Source organism: Arthrobacter sp. NPDC056691, assembly GCF_042791415.1.
GTDB lineage: Bacteria > Actinomycetota > Actinomycetes > Actinomycetales > Micrococcaceae > Arthrobacter.
The window spans coordinates 1-18,459 of the sequence record NZ_JBHTXX010000039.1 but is presented as its reverse complement, the minus strand read 5'-3'; the positions used below and the strand labels follow the sequence as shown (position 1 = coordinate 18,459).

The window sequence follows — 18,459 nt, the reverse complement described above, 5'->3', positions numbered from 1 at the left end:
AGTATGTGACTAATCTCTGTTGAACGTCAACTATTTGTTACATTTCATCTTACGCGATGGGCTGCTGCTACCTCCTGGCCATGCCTTAGCGGCTCGCCGAGGATGCTCGACACGTAGTCGGTGGCGGCTGGCCCCAGTTGGCGGTGCACGGCGCCAAAGAGTCCATAGGCCTCGCGGCTAGGCCAGTCCTGGGGCTCCAACTCCCGGGGCAGGTAGGGGTCGCGGAAGAGGAACCGCCTGTAATCGCCAATGAGGTGCATGCGCTCAATGAGTGCAGTTCGGCCGCCGTTATCGGCATTGGGTCCCCTCTCATTGAGTGGGGCGTAGGTCTGGAGGAACTGCTCATAATCCTTACCCAACTGATCTAAATCCCAGCACCGCGCGGCAAGGTCCCTGTCCTCACGGGCATCTCCTGTTCCGCACCAGAGGGCATCCACTTTTGCGAGCGGATTCTCATCAGCAATCTGCCGGACCTCGGCCATGAGGTCATGCGGGCTAAGCCAAGTGGATGGTGAGAGTTGGCCAAAGCCGTGCCACGAGAGTTGCTTTCGCAATTTCTCACGGACTGCGCGTTCGGATTCAGGAACCTGATAGATGGCCATGGTCCACCGGCCACCCCACACCTCATCCCGTCGGCTGAAGATTCGCTCACGCCCATCATCGAGAATTTCCAGCATGTAAGGGGTGAGGGAGTACACCGTTTCGCGCCCGATTCGCCGGGTGGTGAACCACCCCTCCTTGCGCAGGCGTGAAAGGTTTACGCGCACCGTGGCAGGCTCGACGTCGAAAACGGCCAGCAGTGCGGTGATATCTCCCAACTTGACCTCGCTGCCGGCATACCGAAGATAATCTCCGAAAAGGTCCAAGATGAGTGCTCTGGGTTTCCACTGCACGGGACTCTCCAAGTCTTTGCGCCGGACCCTGCCGGCGGCCTCGAGTAACGTGTAACAAGTATAGGTACGGGCAACGCGCTCACGTTACGACTCTGAATCAAGGTCATGACAGCTGCGGCATTCCCATCGGAAGCATGAAACCAGTGCCACCACGAGCGTCGGGCCCCTGTCTACGGTGCTGAAACATGCAGGGTTGTCGTAAAGCAAGGGAAGACGCCATAGGCATCGTGCAGAGAATGACCCTCAGGCCACGACACAAGAACGCGAGATTTGTGTAGGCGCAAGCACGGCTGTGCACCCTGGATGATCTCGCTGGGGGGAGCCGAGCTGTACACACTCTCATCCGCTTCAGTTCGTTTCCCGGGGCCCGGCGTCCGAGTGCCGCATAGAGGAAGGATCCCCCCTGGGTGTCAGGCAGCAAGTCCTGCGTGCTCATTTTGGACGGAGGGCCCAAGAGGCAATGGCGCAAAAGGTTCAGTAAGTGTCGACACCTTGATGAAGTTGTCGGTATATTTCGTGTGTGGTGCGGGTCACCCGACCCGCCACCACCACTTGCACGGCACCTCTAACAATGGAGTGAGGAAAATGATCGAAGTTAGTCGCAGCATTCCGGTCAACAACGGGACCACGCCAACCTTGACCATTGACGACGTCTGGGCGGGCTTGGTTGAAAAGGCCGAAAACCCTTTGCTGTACGTTGCCAGCATTACTGAGTGCACCGTCACCGAGAGTTTCGAAGGGGGCCTCGTGCGCGAGATCGTGCACGCGGGACAGCCGGTTCGGGAAGTGGTGACGTTCTATCCAAAGCAGCGCGTGCACTTCGTCCGGACTCATGGCAGCGCCCGCGGCACCATCGATAATGAGATAGGCGTTGGCGAAAACGGCAATCCTGTCCTGACTTTCACCTTCCGCATCGCTATAGACGGGGTGGAAGCCGGGAGTGTGCAGGAGCGGCAGTTTGCCGACCGCATGGAAGAGGACTATCTGGACGCCGTCCGTTCTACGCTCCAGGGCGTGCGGAATCGCGTTACTCGCTCAGCCGAAGCCACTGCCTGACGAGCGGCCAAATCCGAACCGGAACAACTCGTCGAGGAATAGCAACGGCAGTACGGTCCGTCCCGGTGGCGACTCCTCGCCGAATCGGTCCGGGTGACGCCTGAAGTCCTGCTGGCCCGTTGCGAGTGGGGCAAGTTGAAAAGCGCATCGGAACCCCTGACTGGTAGATCGGGACCGGGAGCGGCTTCATCCTTTGTAGTTCTCCGGGGTCAGGGTGTCCCCTGCTGCCACATAGGTTTGGGCGCCGGGAACACGATCGGTGTTTTGGGCACTGACAGCGAGCCAGTGGCCGTCGGCCTGGCGGCTGAGGGTGAAGCTGAGCACGCCGGACCGGTCGCCGGCCGTTTCGCCGCTCGGGGTGATCTGTCCGGTGAGGGTCCATGCCGCGTGGACAACGGCGGCGTCGGGGCCCAACTCCCGCGTGGTGACCTCGTTTAGGGTCATGAGGGTATGGGGAAACATGTGGCGGAAGCCGTAGGCGTGGTTTTCCCGGATTTGGGAGCGCGTTCTCCACCACAGCCCGACAACGTTGACGAAATCGGCGTCCTTGGTGAAGAGTTCCGAGAGGAGCCCGGCGTCTGTGGCGTTCCAGGCTGCGGCGAAGCCGGCGGCGATTTCCTCGGGCGAGGCAATCATGGCCGCGGCCAAGCGTGCGGAGGCGCACCTGCACCGGGCCTGCGTGTTCGGCAATGGCGGCTGGTCCAGTGTCGCTGCATTGTGTGCAGTCCTTCTAACGTGATGGCGTGATGCTGCGCGGGTTCGAGTAGGACTATTCAGGGCGGTGTTTCGAGTGGGGCGAGGAGGTAGGCCAGGGACCGTTCCAGCCGGGTGCGGTCCATCCCCGCGCGCACGGTGAGTTGGAAGCCGGAGAATGCGGTGACCAGAGCACTGGCCGCGGCCCGGGCGTCGATGGCGGCGGGTACAGTTCCTGTGTCTTGGCCGGCGCGGAGGTGGTTGGTGAAGGCATCCTCCAGCAGTTGGTGGTCCTCGGCAACCCTTGTGCACACGGCCGGGTCTGATTGGGCCAGTTCGGCGGCCTGGTTGGTGCTCATGCATCCGAAACGTTGCCAGTCGTTGGATCCCGTTCCGATGACCTCTTCGAAGAATGCCCGGATTCCGTGCGGGGCCGGGTGGTCGGCGAGGACCCGTGCCATGTTTTCGGCCCGGCGGGAGCGGTAGAGGTCGTAGGTCGCCACGAAGAGGGCGTGCTTGTCACCGAACCCGGCGTAAAGGCTGCTCTTGCTCAGCCCGGTGACCTTCAACAGGTCTGCCATGGATGTCGCTTCGTAGCCGTGCTCCCAGAACGCGCCCATGGCGTTCTGCAGGACGGAGTCCCTGTCGAACTCCCGTTGGCGTGCCATGCGAATTGCTCCTCATTATTGCGGACCTGATGGTCTTTGGAATCCCACCGTACCAATAGCCGGGTTCATGAAACTCAATGTGCCCGGCTTGCCCCGACCGCTCGAGGAGCGGCCGGGGCTGTCGTTTAGGGGCAGGCCTGTGAGGGCAGGTCAGGCGTTCGTTGACACGCGGGCGGCTGCGGCGAAGCTTGCAGTGAGATTGCCGTAGAAGTGCAGGTGGGTGCCCATGATCCGGCCAAGCTCCTGGCCCTTATCGGCGCGCCAGTCGCCCTGCAGTTCCGCGGCCACCGCGACCCAGGTCATCGGCTCGACCCCGGCCTTGACCATTCGGGCAACGGCGATCTCCTGGACCAGCTTGTTCCAAGTGCCCGAGGCGTCGATGACAGCGTAGACTTCGTAGCCAGCTGCCAGGGCTGCCAGGGCTGCCAGAGCTACGCACACGTCCGTGGAGACTCCCGCGATGATGAGCTTTTTGCGGCCGGTGGCCTCCACGGCGGCGACGAACTCGGCGTTGTCCCAGGCATTGATTTCGCCCGGGCGCCTGATTACCGGGGCGCCGGGAAGGTTCTCGGCGACGACGGGCAGGACCGGGCCGTTCGGGCCATCCTCGGCGGAGGTGGTGATCACAGCGGGCAGTTCATAGGCCTTCGCCAGCTCGGCTAAAGCAGTGACGGCGGTCAGGTACTCCGGGTAGGACTGATCTTGCACGCCGTTTGACAGCCCAGTCTGGTGGTCGATGAACAGGATGGCGGCGTTGTCGGCGTTGAGTCGTTCGTAGCTCATGGTGGCATTCCTTCGGTAATCAAGATAACTGGACTGATTGGTCCTGAAATAACAATACCACTATCGGGACCGATTGGTCCAATATGTTTTTGGGGTTTACGGTGGTGCCATGATCTACGTTTCGAATGTCCTGCCATCGAACAACAACCACGAACTTCCCCTCACGCGGGCCCAGCTCTGGGACGGGCTGGTTATAAGGGCAGCAACGCCCTGCCGTTCTTAGCGGCGATGCCGAATTCGACCGCGAGATTGTGGCGCGGGGAGCCGACACCGAACGCATCACCCTGCAGGAGCCCAGGCGCGTGGTCTTCACCCGGACCGCGGGGCGCCGTGCTCGGCACGATCGCGAACGAGATCGAGGACACCGACGAGGACCTCAGGCTCCGCTTCAGCTTCGTCCTCATCGTCCTTGACCTCGAACCCGGGTCCGCCAAAGAGCAGGCTTACGCGGACGGCATGAACACCGACTACCTCAAGGCCATCGAATCGACTATCGGCGCGGTGCGCCAGACGGCACAGAGTGCCACTGCGAACTGATCCGTCATAGCCCGGGCCGATGCCTGACCGGAGGATGGCCCGCACCTAACGCGTACATCCGACGCCCAAGGGTAGGCCCCTTCCAATGATCTGGCGGCATCCCGCCAACAAAGAAACGAACTGAAAGCGAGATTCACATGTCACCGAATGCAACCGGACGCTTGGCCGGCAAGCGCGTACTCATTACCGGCACCGGGGGAGGCCAGGGCGAAGCGGCACAGCGGATTTTTGCACGGGAAGGTGCGACCGTTGTCGGCTGCGACCTCAAGCCCGGCTCCGCCGAAGCGACCGCCGAGGGGCTGCGCAGCGAGGGATTCGACGTCTGGGGAACTACGGTGGATCTCACCAACCCCGAGCAGGCCGGGGACTGGGTACGTGAGGGCGCGGCGCGCATGGGCGGCCTCGATGTCCTCTACAATAACGCCGCTGGTGCAGGCTTCGCTCCGTTCGAGAAGATGACGTACTCGCTCTGGCGGCACGTAATGAACGTCGAACTCGACCTCGTCTTCCACACCACCAGCGCAGCTTGGCCGCTCCTCCTGGACGGCGGTGGCTCCCTGATCAACATTGGCTCCTACTCCGCCCTACGCGGCATCGAACCCCTGGCACAGGTCGCCCACGCCGCTGCCAAAGGCGGCATCATCTCGATGACGCGCGCCCTCGCCGCGGAAGGCGCCTCCCGCGGCGTCCGCGCGAACTCCATCTCCCCCGGCTTCATCAGCACCCCCGCTACCGACAGGGCCGTTGACGCCGAAGGCAGGGCCTGGCAGATCAGCAATGCCCTCCTCCAGCGCGCCGGCACGGGAGAAGACATCGCCTACATGGCCCTTTACCTGGCATCGGACGAATCCAGCTGGATCACCGGCCAGAACTACAGCGTCGACGGAGGCGCCACAGCCGGCTGGCGCGACGACACCGAAACCGCGCGCCTCAACGCACCTAAGTTGTAGGCCGAACGCAGGAACCAACCGTTCAACGCGGGCCCGCGACCATCCCGGACGGGCCCGCGAAGGCACAGCTGCGCCGTCGCAACCGGACGGTGTGGCACTGGTAAGAAGCGTGCCGAGGCTGCTGCTCGTCCACAGCCACCCGAGCAGGGCGCACGAGCGGCGCCTTCGCCGTACGCTCCTTCGCCCGAGCCGAGCATCGCGCCGGAATACACCTGCCCGATAACAGAAACCACAGGGCATGTGCTTATTCCGGGTTCCCAGTCTCAACAAGGGAAAGCCGGGAGGGATCCTTTCCACGTGATGACGATCGAAACAATTTCATGAAACTCAACAAGGCCGCCCGTCGGTGACCGAGCCGCAACAGTAAGGACAACCACCATGACGGCCGCTTTCGAGCCCTGCGAACTGGGCAGGACGCCCTTGAAGAACCGGATCGCGAGGGCGCGATGACACGCAGTCGCGCGACCGCGCCCCATGCACGGCCCCGCTGAACAGGCCATTGTCGGACTTGGTGCACAGGCGTTCATCCGTCCGCGTTCCCAGGTCGCACGTGCCGAACTCGAGTCCTACTTTGGCGGAACCCCGCGTTTCGGCGGTCTGTCCGACGGAGAGTGCAGCGCCCAGACGCATTTGGCCGTCGGCAGCCTGGGCTCCGTTGAGTTCGCGGGAAGAACGCGGTACCCCGGCACGCCTGCAGGAGGTCCTCCTGCAGGCGTGCCTCGGTGGTTTGTCGGGGGACCCGCAGGGGAATGGTTGGTGCATCACGGAGGTCCGTCAGCGCCCCGTGAATCTTCGTCGAGAGAGGGACATTTCCGCCCCTCTCTTTGACCCAGGGATGACGACTGCCTGTATTCCAGTGAGCGGGACCACAGGTTGACTTTGCAGCAAAGTGTATGCACTCTAGAGACTAGTCGTGACGGACGACGCATATACGGAGCAATGAAGCTGGAGTAGAAATGTCTTCTATTTGGAGTTTGGTGGCCTGCTGGCCGAATGATGGCGAGGGAACAACCTTCGTCGGTGTTTTGGACTCGACCGGGAAAGTATGGCGACACCCGGCACTCGCGGCCTACGCCGACGTAACGGCTGTGTTGAGCGACTGGTCGACTCTCGAACCGGCTCTTCGCGAACTGCGACCGGCCGATGGATATCCCGCCGAGGAAGCACGCCTTTTGGCGCCGCTGCCCTCGCCCGGCAAGCTGATCTGCGCCGGGGCGAACTACCGCAGTCATCTACAGGAAATGCTTGGCTCGGGGGACGTGCCTGCTGGATTCGAACCCTTCTTCTTCCTGCTGCCCTCAACGTCGATCATCGGGTCCGACGAGGCGATCACCATTCCGGAGGACGCGTCAGCGCGTGTCGACTGGGAGGCCGAACTGGGCGTGGTCATCGGCCGGGAAGCCAAAGACGTGTCAGTCGAGGAGGCTCTGAGCGTAGTGGCCGGCTACACGATCGTCAATGACATCTCCTCGCGTGGCTACCATCGTGTAGCCGACCCCCTGGCTCCTCCTTTCGCGTTTGACTGGCTCCGATCAAAGGGCCGCGATACATTCACTCCAATCGGACCGAGTGTCACGCCGTCATGGTTCATCCCGGATCCGCAGTCACTTCCTGTGCAACTGCGCCGAAATGGTGTCATCGAACAGGACGGCAACACCTTGGACATGATCTTCGGAGTCGCTCAACTCATTGCAAGCGCCAGCTCCATCATGACGCTGAAGCCCGGCGATGTGCTTGCGACGGGTACGCCCGCTGGCGTGGGCGCCGGTCAGGGCAAGGGGGAGTTCCTGCGAGTCGGAGATACGCTCGAAGTGGCAATCGGACCTTTGGGCACTCTCCGCAATGAAGTCCAGGGGGAGAACCTTCGGGCGGATGCTACCGCGGCTGCACCTGGCGGGGCGGCCCGCGCATGACCGACACAACAGAGATTGATCCCACGAAAACCGAAGTGGCCCCGCTGTTTGAGCCGTTGGAGCTTGGGCCCAGGACCGCGCATAACCGCATCATGCAGGCGCCGATGTCGGTCTCGTACGGCCACGCGGACGGTTCGGTAAGCGCGAAGGAAATTGAGCACTACGGCCGGCGCGCACAAGGCGGCGTCGGTGTTGTTTTCACCGAGAACTTCGCAGTAAACCTGGCCGGACGGCAGATGCCGCTGCAGACAGTCATCAGTGAGGAGCACCTCCCCGGCCTGCGCAAGCTCGCCGACGAGGTCCACGGACACGGATCGCTGGCCGTGGTGCAGATCGTGCACTCCGGGCGGTACGCAGGTCCCTGGGATGAGTACGAGAGCAGGCGGCGGCTTGCGCCGTCGGCGGTCCCCTTCGAACTCACACCGGGTCGGACCGTGACTCCCCAGGAAATGACCGAAGAGGAGATTGAAGAGTCCATCGAGGCGTTCGTTCACGCAGCCCAGATCTGTGAGCGTGCCGGGTTCGACGGCGTCGACGTGCACGCGGCGCAGGGCTTCCTGATCTCAGGATTCCTGTCGCCTCGGACCAATCACCGAACGGACCAGTGGGGAGGGAGTTTTGAGAACCGCGTGCGGTTTGCTTCTGAGGTCGTCCGGCGAATCACCGCCGGTACCGGGCAGGACTTCATCGTGGGCGTCCACCTGCTCAGCGATGAGCTCATCGAGGACGGCTGGACCATCGAAGACGCCGTACGGCTGGCGCCGCTCCTGGAGGCCGCGGGAGCACATTTTCTCTTTGCAATCCCTGCCACGTTCGAAACCCTCCGGCTTCCGGCGAACCAGGGTCTTATGAACCGGCAGGGCTACGCCATGGCTGATTCGAAGGCCCTCGCTGGTGCAGTGAGCATCCCGATCATCGCGAACGGGCGTCTCGGCGGCCCCGCGGACATGGTGAAGGCGCTGGTTGAAACCAACGTGTCCGCAGTGGCGTTGGCCCGGGCGATCTTCGTCGATCCCGACTGGCCGCGAAAGGTGGCAGCAGGCGCGAACGACTCAATTCGTGCATGTCCCTGTGATCCTCCCCGTTGTCTGCGCACCCAGCTGACCGGGTCCATTTGCGGACATTGGCCGACCTCGGCACAGGAGAGGGGACACCTTGGCTACGACGAGCGAACCCTCTGACTCCCGCCTCAACTGACGCTTGACTGGCCCTCATAACTGTATACACTTGAACGTATCGGAAAGTGGTTTGATGCCATCTTCCCCACACACTCACTCAATAGATCAGCGGCATTTCGGCAAAGGAGCCCCCGTGTCATCTGCTTCAGCAAGTCTGTCTTCGACAGACACCTCAGCCCCGCGGCATCCACGCCGCCTCGTCATTACCGTCCTGGCCCTGTGCTGGGCAACGGTCGTCGCCGATGGCTTTGATGTCGTGGTGTTCGGAGCGGTGGTGCCCTCACTTCTTCGGGACCCTTCACTTGGCCTCAACCCGGCGAGCGTCGGAGTCGTCGGTTCAATGGCTGTCCTGGGAATGTTTGTCGGATCGCTCCTGTCTGGGTCTCTGACAGACCGCTTCGGCCGCAAGCGCATGTTGGTCCTTTCGGTTATCTGGTTCTCGGTGTTCACGGGGCTGTGCGCTCTCGTACCCAGCGCCGAAATTCTCGGCCTGCTGCGTTTCATCGCCGGCGTCGCGCTCGGCGGCGTGATGCCGGCCGCCAGTGCACTGACTGCCGAATACTCTTCACCGAAACAGCGCAACCTCGTCTATGGCGTGATGTGGTCCGGATTCCCGTTGGGAGGTATTCTGGCCGCTCTTGCCGGGCTGGTTATCCTGCCAGCCTTCGGGTGGCGCGGGATGTTCCTGCTTGGCCTGCTGCCTTTTGTTCTGATCGTCCCCGCCGCCGTTGCCCTGCTACCCGAGTCCGCGGCGTTCCTGTTGGCCCGTGGCGAGCTTGCCAAGGCGAAGGCACTCGCGGTGCGTCATGGCTTCGTTCTTCCTGAAATCGGGCGTGACAGTGATGATGTTCCGGTTCGTGGCTCCGTGCGCGCCCTCTTCCAGGGCGGGCTGGCCCGCCTGACGGTCGTCTTCTGGATTACGAGCTTCCTGTGCCTGTTCATGATCTACGGTCTGAACACCTGGCTCCCGCAGATCATGCAGGCCGCCGGATATTCACTGGGATCCGCCTTGGGATTCCTTCTTGTTTACAACGTGGGCGCCATTCTGGGCCTGGTCGGGATCTCGTTCCTGGCTGATCGCTTCGAATCCCGGCCCGTGATCATCACCTCGTTCCTTGCAGCGGCTCTGTCACTGTTTCTCCTGAGCATTCCGTTCCCGACCATCGCGCTGTACGCCCTGCTGATTGTGGCGGGGGCAGCGGTGCTGGGCACCCAGGCATTCATCAACGCCTGGGTTTCGAAGGAATCTCCCACGGAGGTGCGGGGAACTGCGCTTGGATGGTCGCTCGGCATCGGGCGGCTCGGCTCCGTGCTCGCACCCACGGCCCTCGGTCTGCTGGTCGCCTCAGGAGGCGGTACAAGCTTGAATTTCTACGCCATTGCGGTGCCGGGAATCCTGGGCGCAGCCGTACTTCTTTTGTTCACTACAAGGCGGGGGAGTGCCAGCGGCGACACTGTATCGGAAACGAAACAGGACACACCCGTAACACCCGACGGGGCACCCACCTAAACCTGGTTATCGCCGCAATGGCGGAACCGCAACTACTTCAGCAACCTCTGCTGTCGTCAACTGACCCACCAAAAAGCGAAAAAAGTTAGGATCTGCTACATGGCTATCAAGCCTAGTTCCGCCGTCAATGTTACGAAGCTCGGGTACGTCGAGTTTGAGACACCGGACCTTGACCGGCTCACCGAGTACTACACAAACGTCCTTGACTTCGTCCCTGTCGAGAAGACGGCGGAGGAGGTGTTCCTCACCCCTTCGTTTGATCATCACTCCGTAGTGCTGCGTGCCAGCAAAGAGCACAAGGCGCGCACCGTCGTGGGCTACGAGATTGAAGAGGATCTTGCCGACGCTGAGCGCCGCATTCGAGACGCCGGCTACGAGGTTGAGCGTCGCAGCGGCATCGCTCCCTCTACCCCTGACGTCTTGGTAATCGCCGAGCCGCTGACGGGAACTCAGCTGCACCTTTATGACCAGCAAGCACGCAGTGAGGTGGCGCCCGGGGACAGTGTCCTGCGACCCACCAAGCTCGGGCATATTGCAGCGTTCACCCCGGACCTGGTGCCGACCCAGAGCTTCTACCAGGACCTGCTCGGGTTCAAGTGGTCGGACACCATCGGTGACTTCTTCGTCTTCCTGCGCTGCAACAGTGACCACCACGCAGCCAACTTCATGGCGTCAAAGAAGTTCGACGGCATGCACCACATCGCCTACGAAATGCGTGACCTCACCCACCTGCAGACAATGCTCGACCACATGGCCGCCCGGAACGTTCGCCTCGAGTGGGGACCGGGCAGGCACGGCGCCGGACACAATGTCTTCACGTACCACAAAGACCCTGACGGGAACACCATCGAGTTGTTCACTCAGCTCGATACCATCGCGGACGAATCGAAGGGGTACTTCGAACCGCGTCCTTGGCACAACGAATTCCCTCAGTTCCCGAAAACGTGGGAAGCCGACGTAATCGCGGCCAACAGCTGGGGTCCGATCAACCCGGCATTGCTCGAGCACTGAGACGTCAGCAGTTGTGAAGCACCAGAAGCAAACCTAGGGGTAGAAATGACTGATCTCATGAACACCGTTGCATCCTGGCCCACTGTCTCGGAGCACGTGCCGAAGACCATGAATGCCATGGTCTTCCGTGAATTCGGCGGCCCGGACGTGCTGCACATGGAGACCATGCCTGTGCCGGGCGTTAGGCCTGATGAGATTCTTGTTAAGGTTGGTGCAGTCAGCATCGGGCGCCTGCTCGACCTGGTTGCACGGTCCGGAAAGCACCCCTATGCGAGCTTCACATTCCCCCACATTCTCGGCGGAGACCATGCCGGAACTGTAGCAGCCGTCGGGGCTTCCGTTTCTGAATTCAAGCTGGGAGATCACGTAGCGGTGTTCCCGCTGGTAGTTCTCGGCGATGACGAATACACCCGTACAGGCCGCTCCGACCTCTCACCTAACGTGCAGATCATTGGCACTCACCGCCCAGGCGCCTACGCCGAATATGTCTCCGTGCCGGCGGCCAACGCATCAGTTGTGCCGGAGGGCGTCGCGCCCGAGCAGGCATCCGCGTTAGCGAGTGTCGGAGCGGTCGCTACAAACCAATTCGCCCGCGTTGGTGGCATCGGTGCCGGATCCCGGGTCGTGGTCCAGGGCGCAAGCAGCGCCCTGGGCCTGACAACGGCCCTGCTCGCCAAACACCTTGGTTGCGAGGTCGTGGTGAGCTCACGGCATGAAAGCAAGCGGAAGACCCTTCGGGAGCTTGGGTTTGAGCATGTGTTCGACGCCATCGACGATGACTTCAGTGACCGTGTCCGCGCTGCTTTCGGCGGGGGAGCGGACCTGATCGTGGACAATCTGGGGGCGCCGCTGGTCTGGGAACACGGATTCGATTCCTTGCGCCCGGGAGGGGCGATGGTGTCCTCAGGAGCCTTCCTCGGTCACACCGTTCCGCTCAACCTGCAGAAGCTCTATACCACCGGGATCCGAGTAGTGGGCGTTCGAACCGGTACGCCGGAATCGGTCGCAGAGCTTTGGCGGGAAGTGGGACGCGGTTTCCGTACCGTCAGGGACCGCAGTTTCCCGCTCCACGATGCCCCCGATGCGCACCGTTACGTCGAGCACGGAGACAACGTGGGCAAAGTGGTGCTGATTCCTTGAGCCAAAAACACCCAACCTTCGTATTCCCGACACTATTGAGCATGGAGTAGGTCATGAAAACCACTGAGCAGGAGAACACGCCTTCACAGGCCTGGACAGAGGATTCCGTCCTCGACGAATTGATCAGCGCAGAAAACGAGCGTCGGAGTACCGAGCGGTTCACGCTGACCTGGCAGGATCTGGACCTGGACACTGCATACCGAATCCAGGCCGAGGGCATCAGCCGCCGGACTGCGCACAGCGGAAAACGTATCGGCGTCAAACTCGGCTTGACCTCGTTCGCCAAGCAGAAGCAAATGGGCGTAGCTGCACCCATCACCGGCATCCTCACCGAGGACATGCACCTCTTTCCAGGTAACCCGATCCCGCTGTCCGAGCTCATCCATCCGAAGGTGGAGCCCGAGATCGTCTTTGTGCTTGGCGAGGACCTGCGCGGTCCCGGAATAGATGTTGCGGCGGCCGCCCGGGCAGTAGCACGGGTGCATGCAGGGATCGAGGTCATCGACAGCCGGTACCGGGCCTTCGACTTCCGCCTGCCCGATGTGGTCGCCGACAACGCTTCCTCGGCCCGGTTCGCCGTCGCCGACACCGGCGTCCCGCTCGCGGACTGTGACGTCATCAACGAGCACGTTGCGCTCCGAATCGACGGTGAGATCGTCGCGGAAGCCACCGGCGAAGCCGTACTGGGCGACCCGCTGCGGGCCCTCGTCTTTGCGGCCAACGAGCTCGCCGCGCGCGGCGACTACCTCCGGGCGGGGGAGATCGTGCTCACAGGTGCGATGACCGATGCCAAGGCAATCGCCCCCGGCGCGAAAGTTTCGGCTGAATTCTCCACCCTTGGCGTGGTCTCGCTGCAAACCTCCGATATCTCCACTACCGAAGAAGGATAAAGAAATGAGCACACTCCAGACAACGGCATCGGAGCCGACTACGGAGTCCGGCCTGGTCGAATTCGGACACATCATTGATGGCAGGGAAGTCCAGTCGGCCTCCGGGGACGTCTTCACCAGCATCGACCCTTACACGCGCGAGCCCTGGGCGGTCTTTCCCCTGGGAGGCAGCGCTGAAGCCGACCTCGCCGTCGCTGCGGCACGGCGTGCCTTTGACGAGGGACCCTGGCCCCGTATGAGCGCCACTGAACGCCGGACGCTACTGCATCGCTTCGCAGATCTCATCGAGCTGCACGGCGAGGAACTGGCCATGGCAGACACCCGCGACATGGGCAAGCCAATCACGCAGAGCCTGTCCAACGACGTATCCCGTACCGCACTAAACTTCCGTTTCTTTGCAGATCATGCACATGGGTCCTCGGCCGAGGTGCTTCCGATGGGCACGCCTCATCATGCCTACACCCGGTTTGATCCGGCGGGAGTTGTGGTGGCTATCGCACCGTGGAACTTCCCTATGATGTTGGAAAGTTGGAAGGTTGCCCCCGCACTGGCTTGGGGCAACACCGTCGTGCTGAAGCCTGCCGAGGATTCGCCGGCCAGCGCCACCATCATGGCCCGGCTCGCCTTGGAAGCAGGGATTCCGCCTGGAGTCTTCAACGTCGTTCACGGCTACGGGGCCGACTCAGTGGGGGAGGCCCTCACTGCCAATGCAGACGTCGACCGCATCACGTTCACCGGCGAGTCCTCGACCGGGAAGGTGATTGCACGCGCTGCGGCATCAAACCTCATTCCAGTCAGCCTGGAGTTGGGCGGAAAGGGCGCGAACGTCGTGTTCGCCGACGCCGACCTGGATAACGCCATCGCCTGGTCTATCAAGGCGATCTACACCAACGCCGGACAGGTCTGCCTCGCAGGTAGCCGCATTTACGTTGAACGTCCGATCTACGATGAGTTCCTTCGGCGCTTTGTTGAAGCGGCGGAAAGCATGCGTTTGGGCGATCCCAAGGACCCTGCAACGCAGATTGGTCCGATGGCCAGCGATGTTCACTATGAAAAAGTTCGGGGCTACGTGGAAACGATCCCTGAATCAGGCGGAGAACAGATCACCGGCGGCCTGGATGAAGGGTGGTTCGTCAGGCCCACGGTCATTCGTGAACCGGCTGCAGACTCGCCGCATCAGCGCGAAGAGATTTTCGGTCCTGTCGTGACTGTCACGCCGTTCGACACTGAGCCCGAGGCTGTGGCCTTGGTCAATGACAGCCCGTACGGCCTGAACGCGATGGTCTTCACGGAAGACCTCAGCAAAGCGCATCGAGTCTCCGCGGCAGTTGTTGTGGGCACCGTCTGGGTCAATTGCTTCTTTGTCCGCGACCTTCGTGCGCCGTTCGGTGGCGCTAAGCAGTCTGGAGTCGGGCGCGAGGGCGGCAATTTCAGCCGCGAGTTCTTCACGGAACCCAAAGCGGTCATTATGCAGATCGAACGCTCGAACACACACTGACAGGCGCAAAAGACATGGAGTTCGCACCGACCGAGGCCGCATACGGTGAAGTGACCGCAACAGCTCGAGGACTGGCCCGTGCCGGTCTCGTCGATGCGTTCGGCCATGTCTCCGTACGCACCTCCGTCGACCAGGCGCTGCTCACGCCTCCGGTTCCACTTGCCTGGTTGACAGCCGACGACGCCCCAGCCGACCTCAGCCTCGGCGCCGTCGACCTGCCGGACAAGGCTCCGAAGGAGGCGTGGATCCACATCGCGCTATACGAGCGTCACGCTGAAGCCGGCGCCGTGTGCCGGGCGCAGCCCAGGGCCGTGGCCGCGATGGCGGCTCTGGGCAGGGTACCGGCTGCACTCAATGGCCATGCCGCGATGATTGGTCCGATCGCCCTGTATCCGGATTCCCGGCTGATCAGGGACCGGCACACTGCCGAAACGCTCGTCTCCGCATCCGGAGACGCCCGCGCCATCATGCTCAGGGGCAACGGCGCGGTGACATGGGGTCGGGACGCCAGGGAAGCACTCGCACGAATGTGGATCCTGGAGCGCGCCGCGGAGCTCGATCTCCGTGCGTCGTCAGCCGGGCCTACCTCAGAACTCCCGGTCGAGGAACAGGCATGGTGGCGTGATCACGCCGCAGAACTGCTGCCGCGCGTGGGCCGATATCTCACGTTGGATTCCAGCGGCGACACGACCCGTTAAAAAATATTCCGTGAATTAGAGAAGGGAAACACTGTGATCGAGCTAAAAGACATCCAGTACGTCCGGTCAGGAGCGGCGGACGCCGCAGAAGCCGTTCGCTTCGCACGCGACATCGTGGGCATGCAGTACCGCGGCGCCCAGGACGGTGTCCACTACCTGCGCGCCGACCAGCGCCATCATTGCCTGGCCTTTGTCGAGGGTGAATCCGGTGTGCTCAGCTCCGGACTCTCCGTCGCGGACAAGGCCGCCCTGGTCGCCGCTGACGAGGAGCTCACACTGGCCGGCATCACGACCCGTTGGGGAACCCCCGAAGAGTCCGCGTCAAGGCACGTACGCGAATTTCTCGAGTTCACCGACCCCTGGGGCAACCGCTTCGACCTCGTCATCGATGCGGAAACAGATGCCGGTCCTGTGCACTTCACACGGCCGGCAGGCATCATCGAATTCGGACATCTCTGCGTCGACGCACCCGATCCGCGCCTGGCGTACGAATGGTGGAGTTCGCTGTTCAACATCAAGATCAGCGATTGGGTCGGCAATAATGCCGCGCTCATGCGGTTCGACCCAGTTCACCACAAGCTTGCCGTATTCAAGGGCGACCGTCCGGGTCTGTGTCACATCAACTTCCAAGTTGAAAGTATCGACGATGTGATGCGCAGTTGGCATTTTCTGGAGGACAACGGCGTCGAGATCGAACAAGGGCCCGGGCGCCACCCACAGTCCGGTGCGATCTTCATCTACTTCAAGGGGCCGGAAGGGCTGACTTACGAGTACTCATACGGTGTCCGCCGGATCGAAGACGATGCCGCCTGGACTCCACGTTACTTCGACCCCGCCCTGCCGCATTCGATCGACATGTGGGGCGGGCGCACCCAGCGCCCGAGCACTCAGTTTCAGGCCGGCGACCGCACAGCGTTGCAGGAGGCCTGATGCCGCTCATCGAGGTCACCTTAGCCGAAGGACGAACGCCCGACCAGCTCCGCGCCCTCCTAGGCGATGTGCACACAGCCGTCGAACGCTCACTTGAGGTTCCCGGCCCGAGCATCCGCGTCATCATCCGTGAGGTCCCGCCGGAGCATTGGCTCTCAGGCGGCCAGACTCTTGCCGAGAAAGCGGCCGCGGCAACGTCCCACTGAAATCAAGGTAGGTGCCCCACCATAAAACAAACGGTGGGGCACCTTCGTTTTGCACCTGAAGTTATACCGTTGTTTGAATCCGGGTGCGGCGCTAAGGCTATATGTCCAAGAGGCCTGGGGCGCGCGTGAATGGGATCCGCCGGTTGTGTGACCGAAGACGAGATTGCGGGTGTGAATCCGAGTGATGTCGATGAGCATCTGCCGGTCGTAGATCCTCTCGCCGCGCCAGCGGAGGACGTCGCCGTTCGACATATATACAGTCTCACCGTCCTTCGGCGAAATTCCACTTCAACCGTGTGAGGGTGACACCAGGCTCGGGCTCCCAGATGTCCATCACATGGTGGCTGAGACCTTCGATCGTCGAAAAGAACCCGGCCACCCCCTCGCTGACGGCGACAGTGCCGGCGACAGCGTCCGCGTTGCCGAAGCGGAGGACAACATCGTCTGTAAGATGCGCGACGAACCCTTGGGGTCGAAGCTGTCTATGTCGGCGAGGATGTATCGAACGTCTCTGCCATTATCTGCCCCTTCGAAGCTGAAACCACGGAGCGGAAAGTCGGTCCGGATCCGTCGCTCGACCGATGTCGAGGTGCTGCGATGGGAGGAGCGGCCCTCGGCGGTCGCCAACCTGTCGGTTCACTCAGCGGAACGGACTGCTGACTTCAGGGGAACTTCGGGCTTAGCCTTTTCTGGAAGCCATGGAACCAGCATGATGGCCAACGCAAGGGTCGACCAAGACGGCCAAGGTGTCCACGCTTTGAATGAATGCAGGTAACTCCGCGGGGGAGGACGATTCTTGAATCGTCACTGGACAAGCCGCCAGAGGTGGGTCTCATCCGAGACTGCCCTGGCACTGGGACTCGCCGGGTTGTTTGCCTGGCTGTGTCCACCGCGGCCTTATCGGACCGAGCAAAGGAGCTAGCAATGGGACGTCTGGACGGGGAAGCGTGTACTAATTACCGGAACGGCAGGGGGCCAAGGTGAAGCAGCGCAAAAACTCTTTGCGGAGCAAGGCGCTCAAGTAATCGGTTGTGACCTGCGTCCAGGGGCTGCGGAGAAGACGGCCAGTGGCCTTCGCGCGCTAGGTTACGACGTACGCGGCTACGATGTGGACCTTGCTGACCCGGACGTCGCACGCGGATGGGTCGAGGAGGGTGCCAAGGTGCTAGGTGGAATCGACGTGCTGTACAACAACGCCGCAGGCTTCGGCTTTGCACCCTTCTCAGAGATGACTATCGACCTCTTCCGCCACGTCCTGCGTGTTGAACTGGAGATCGTTTTCAACACCACTAGCGCTGCTTGGGCGGCAATGTCCAAGTCCGGCGGCTCAATCATCGACACCGCTTCTTATTCGGCCCTTCGCGGAATCGCCCCTCTGGGGCAGGTGGCCCACGCCACCGCCAAGGGCGGCATAGTCGCAATGACCAAATCCCTGGCAGCCGAAGGCGCAGCAAGCGGAATTCGGGTCAACGCCATCTCCCCGGGGTTTGTCAAGACACCAGCCACAGATGCTGCTGTGGATGAAGTCGGACGGAAGTGGCAGCTCAACAACCACCTTATCCAGCGTCCAGGAACAGCATCCGACATCGCCTATATGGCCTGCTATCTCGCGTCGGACGAATCTGCGTGGGTAACGGGGCAGAATTTCTCTGTGGACGTGGAGCAACAGCCGGCTGGCGCTAGTCCCGTCGCCGGGGCTTCTCGCTCCCATTGAGGTTTCGTGGCCTCGTGTGACCTCATTCAATCGGTGCCGAGGGATGCCTCGGGCGCCTCCAAACCTACCGCCGGACTTGATTAATTTGGCCGGGCAAGAATAGCTACGGTCGCCCGTCTTCGGCTCGACAAGTCGTTCATGACTCTGGAGGCAGCCATCGGGAATACTTTCCTGAAGCCTATAGTTAAAGA

The 18,459-nt window shown here is 62.0% G+C and carries 18 protein-coding genes; 14 read left to right on the top strand and 4 right to left on the bottom strand.

Annotation, left to right across the window (positions count from 1 at the left end; translation table 11 throughout):
- Window positions 1-44 precede the first annotated feature (44 nt).
- Complete coding sequence (locus ACFRAU_RS22720) at window positions 45-893, bottom strand: PaaX family transcriptional regulator C-terminal domain-containing protein (protein WP_378001595.1); 849 nt, start codon at window positions 891-893, stop codon at window positions 45-47.
- 585 nt (window positions 894-1,478) lie between these two features.
- Here ACFRAU_RS22720 and ACFRAU_RS22715 point away from each other — a divergent pair.
- A complete protein-coding gene (locus tag ACFRAU_RS22715) occupies window positions 1,479-1,949 on the top strand; it encodes an SRPBCC family protein (RefSeq protein WP_378001594.1) in 471 nt (156 codons plus the stop codon).
- Between the two features lie 186 nt (window positions 1,950-2,135).
- On the opposite strand, the gene ACFRAU_RS22710 is transcribed toward ACFRAU_RS22715, so the two are convergent.
- The 3 genes from ACFRAU_RS22710 to ACFRAU_RS22700 form a co-directional block, all read right to left on the bottom strand.
- Window positions 2,136-2,585 carry an SgcJ/EcaC family oxidoreductase gene (locus ACFRAU_RS22710; RefSeq protein WP_378001593.1) on the bottom strand — a complete coding sequence of 150 codons (450 nt, stop codon included), beginning with the start codon at window positions 2,583-2,585 and terminating at the stop codon, window positions 2,136-2,138.
- A 137-nt stretch (window positions 2,586-2,722) separates the two neighbouring features.
- On the bottom strand, window positions 2,723-3,310 hold the full coding sequence (locus ACFRAU_RS22705; protein ID WP_378001592.1) for a TetR/AcrR family transcriptional regulator: 588 nt from the start codon (window positions 3,308-3,310) through the stop codon (window positions 2,723-2,725).
- 150 nt (window positions 3,311-3,460) lie between these two features.
- Window positions 3,461-4,093 carry an isochorismatase family protein gene (locus ACFRAU_RS22700; protein WP_378001591.1) on the bottom strand — a complete coding sequence of 211 codons (633 nt, stop codon included), beginning with the start codon at window positions 4,091-4,093 and terminating at the stop codon, window positions 3,461-3,463.
- A gap of 330 nt (window positions 4,094-4,423) precedes the next feature.
- On the opposite strand from ACFRAU_RS22700, the gene ACFRAU_RS22695 reads away from it, so the two are divergent.
- From ACFRAU_RS22695 to ACFRAU_RS22635, 13 genes are all read left to right on the top strand, one after another.
- Window positions 4,424-4,630, top strand: a complete 207-nt coding sequence (locus ACFRAU_RS22695; RefSeq protein ID WP_378001590.1) for a hypothetical protein — start codon at window positions 4,424-4,426, stop codon at window positions 4,628-4,630.
- A 137-nt stretch (window positions 4,631-4,767) separates the two neighbouring features.
- Window positions 4,768-5,580, top strand: a complete 813-nt coding sequence (locus tag ACFRAU_RS22690) for an SDR family NAD(P)-dependent oxidoreductase (protein ID WP_378001589.1) — start codon at window positions 4,768-4,770, stop codon at window positions 5,578-5,580.
- A gap of 956 nt (window positions 5,581-6,536) precedes the next feature.
- Window positions 6,537-7,493, top strand: coding sequence for a fumarylacetoacetate hydrolase family protein (locus tag ACFRAU_RS22685; protein WP_378001588.1), 957 nt, complete (start codon window positions 6,537-6,539; stop codon window positions 7,491-7,493).
- The gene (locus tag ACFRAU_RS22680) at window positions 7,490-8,674 is read left to right on the top strand and encodes a hypothetical protein (protein WP_378001587.1); all 1,185 of its coding nucleotides are present in this window, start codon (window positions 7,490-7,492) and stop codon (window positions 8,672-8,674) included. Before ACFRAU_RS22685 ends, ACFRAU_RS22680 begins: the two co-directional genes overlap by 4 nt.
- Window positions 8,675-8,744: 70 nt before the next feature.
- Complete coding sequence (locus ACFRAU_RS22675) at window positions 8,745-10,181, top strand: MFS transporter (RefSeq protein WP_378001586.1); 1,437 nt, start codon at window positions 8,745-8,747, stop codon at window positions 10,179-10,181.
- A 99-nt stretch (window positions 10,182-10,280) separates the two neighbouring features.
- Window positions 10,281-11,192 (top strand): VOC family protein, encoded by a 912-nt coding sequence (locus ACFRAU_RS22670; protein ID WP_378001585.1) that lies wholly within the window; start codon window positions 10,281-10,283, stop codon window positions 11,190-11,192.
- A gap of 45 nt (window positions 11,193-11,237) precedes the next feature.
- Entirely contained in the window at window positions 11,238-12,332 is a 1,095-nt protein-coding gene (locus ACFRAU_RS22665) for a zinc-binding alcohol dehydrogenase family protein (RefSeq protein WP_378001584.1), read from the top strand.
- Between the two features lie 53 nt (window positions 12,333-12,385).
- Entirely contained in the window at window positions 12,386-13,222 is an 837-nt protein-coding gene (locus ACFRAU_RS22660) for a 2-keto-4-pentenoate hydratase (protein ID WP_378001583.1), read from the top strand.
- A 4-nt stretch (window positions 13,223-13,226) separates the two neighbouring features.
- Window positions 13,227-14,720: an aldehyde dehydrogenase gene (locus ACFRAU_RS22655; protein ID WP_378001582.1), complete on the top strand. Its 1,494-nt coding sequence runs from the start codon at window positions 13,227-13,229 to the stop codon at window positions 14,718-14,720.
- Between the two features lie 14 nt (window positions 14,721-14,734).
- Window positions 14,735-15,418, top strand: coding sequence for a class II aldolase/adducin family protein (locus ACFRAU_RS22650; RefSeq protein WP_378001581.1), 684 nt, complete (start codon window positions 14,735-14,737; stop codon window positions 15,416-15,418).
- 33 nt (window positions 15,419-15,451) lie between these two features.
- Entirely contained in the window at window positions 15,452-16,348 is an 897-nt protein-coding gene (locus ACFRAU_RS22645; RefSeq protein ID WP_378001580.1) for a VOC family protein, read from the top strand.
- Complete coding sequence (locus ACFRAU_RS22640) at window positions 16,348-16,554, top strand: 4-oxalocrotonate tautomerase family protein (RefSeq protein ID WP_378001579.1); 207 nt, start codon at window positions 16,348-16,350, stop codon at window positions 16,552-16,554. The genes ACFRAU_RS22645 and ACFRAU_RS22640 overlap by 1 nt, the downstream gene beginning before the upstream one ends.
- A 955-nt stretch (window positions 16,555-17,509) precedes the next feature.
- The gene (locus ACFRAU_RS22635; RefSeq protein ID WP_378001616.1) at window positions 17,510-18,268 is read left to right on the top strand and encodes an SDR family NAD(P)-dependent oxidoreductase; all 759 of its coding nucleotides are present in this window, start codon (window positions 17,510-17,512) and stop codon (window positions 18,266-18,268) included.
- The last annotated feature ends 191 nt before the right edge of the window (window positions 18,269-18,459 follow it).